The organism is Hydrocoleum sp. CS-953 (assembly GCF_002260545.1).
In the GTDB taxonomy this organism is placed as follows: Bacteria; Cyanobacteriota; Cyanobacteriia; order Cyanobacteriales; family Microcoleaceae; genus Trichodesmium.
Genome location: NZ_LGSU01000117.1, coordinates 1 through 2,210, shown reverse-complemented (window position 1 = coordinate 2,210; position 2,210 = coordinate 1). Strand labels below are relative to the sequence as shown.

General features: G+C 39.2%; 1 pseudogene. It reads left to right on the top strand.

The window, feature by feature from the left end:
* Positions 1-1,704 precede the first annotated feature (1,704 nt).
* Positions 1,705-2,085, top strand: a pseudogene (locus AFK68_RS37860) (peptidase); the annotation flags it as partial.
* Positions 2,086-2,210: the final 125 nt, after the last annotated feature.

Here is a 2,210-nt window from a genome sequence, read left to right as displayed (position 1 = left end):
AGTTTACCTACACAGTCAGGAGGAAATTTTGATGAAAGTCAATTTAACCGACAGGAAATTAATCAAAATATTGAGGGAGAAAATTTAATCGGCAATAGACAACAGGAAATAGAGGAAAATTTGGAAAGTTTACCTACGCCGGAAGGAGAAAGTTTTGATGAAAGTCAATTTAGCCGACAGGAGATTAGTCAAAATATTAATTCAGAATTTTATCAACCTATCGGTACTTATGTAGGGCGGTTAATTTTACCGACTGCTGAGGAAAGGGAAAAAGTTAAAGGTGTATTGCTGGAAGTTCATACAGCAGATTCGGCAAATCAAGACCTGATCGGACAAATTGTAAATTTACGTTGGAGCGATTACCCTCAACTACAAACTTATGTTCAGCTTGTCACGACGAATGTTAGTTTTGTCGAGCAGGTAAGGATAAGTAAGCGACAAGGAAATATTCATCCAGACCGGATAAATAATTGGCAAAATGTCGATCCTCTAGAATCTTTAGCAGGTGCAAGACCAGAAGATGATGTAATTGTAGCTTTACCCGAACCTGTAATAGTTGAAGATACTGGTGCAGGTCGCCAAAATCTATATATTAGTCGGGAACCAATTCAAATTTCTGGTCGTTTTTATGGGTTGGTGAAAATTCAAGAGTTTGTCGGCGATGATTTATTTCGGGTGTCTCACTATAACCGCAACTCTCAGGAATTTGATGGTATGGAGGAAATTGTTTATATTCCCTCCGTGGTTGCTGACCGTAATGGTGTTTTGCCTTCTACTAATGAAGGTTTAGAAAATTCTCCTGTAAATTCCAAAGGTTGGTATATTTATGGAGCCAAAAATGCCGTAGGTAAATTTGTCGTACAGGCGATCGCTCCTCGTGCTTTATTTTCTGTTCAACCTCAGACAATAATTTCTGGCAAAAAGGCAACTTTAGATTATATCAACTATAAATATTGGCAGAAGGAAGTCGCGCCGAAAGGTAATATAGCAAATATTTTCCTCGACCCTACTGAAAAACTAGAAGAGAGTGAAATTTCTGATGCTCCTATTTGGCAAGATGGGGAACGCGCTATTTTCATGCACGTTTATGGAGGTATTGGCGGGAAAAAACCAGAACTTTCACCCTTGGGAATATTTTTCGGTCATTTTGCTTTTGGTATTGCAAAGGTAGTCCGGGAACCCCTGACTAATGAACTTCGGTTTAATCTGGAATATCGACAAATCTACACTCATAACTGTGATGGAATTATTTCCGGTACTTTATCTTGGGCAAGATATATGGGCGATCGGCAATGGGGATGGTTAGGAGTTCGCCCTACTTCGGAGATTATTATTAAGTTCAAACCTATGACTGAAGATTATGATTTTAATGGTGTTAAATTTTCCCCACTTAATTATATAGTGCAAGAACTAGATGTAATGGCAGCTCGTTACCGAACAGGAGATGGTAGAGGTACTACTTCTGTCAGTCCGATAAATTCCTGTGTACAAGATTCTAGTCAGGCACTCTATACAGCTTTGAATCGGATGGTCGCCCAGTTAAAATCAAATCCCCTAATTATGAAATGGTTGAGGGAACATCCCGATGATGAACAAACTCAAAGATTTAAACAGTTGACTAACCTAGTCAAAACTTTGGAAAATCATTTAACACCTTTAGGAAAAGCACGAACAGACTGGCGTTATGAAGCAACAACTTTAGGNCTAATTATGAAATGGTTGAGGGAACATCCCGATGATGAACAAACTCAAAGATTTAAACAGTTGACTAACCTAGTCAAAACTTTGGAAAATCATTTAACACCTTTAGGAAAAGCACGAACAGACTGGCGTTATGAAGCAACAACTTTAGGAGGTTTCCCTGTAGAAACTCCCCTCGAAACTTTAGGGCAACTTGCAGCAAGTTGGCGATCGCTCCTACCTCGGTTTACTAACGACCAACTAGCGATGATTTTTCTCCAGTTTGGTGCTTCCTTGTCAATATTGCGTACTAATCAAGTGGGTGGTTTTGACTCAAGTATTGAACCGATAGTGCCTACTGATTTTGTTCTATTTGTTCCTAGAGTTAATAGGAGTAGGGAGTAAGGGAGTTGGGGAGTTGGGGAGATTTTCGGACAGATTTTTTGGAACGACTGATTAATGTTGCTCAAGAATTTGCTTTGGAAACACATACACTGAGAACCCCAGAACAATGTCAAACCAAAGCTTAT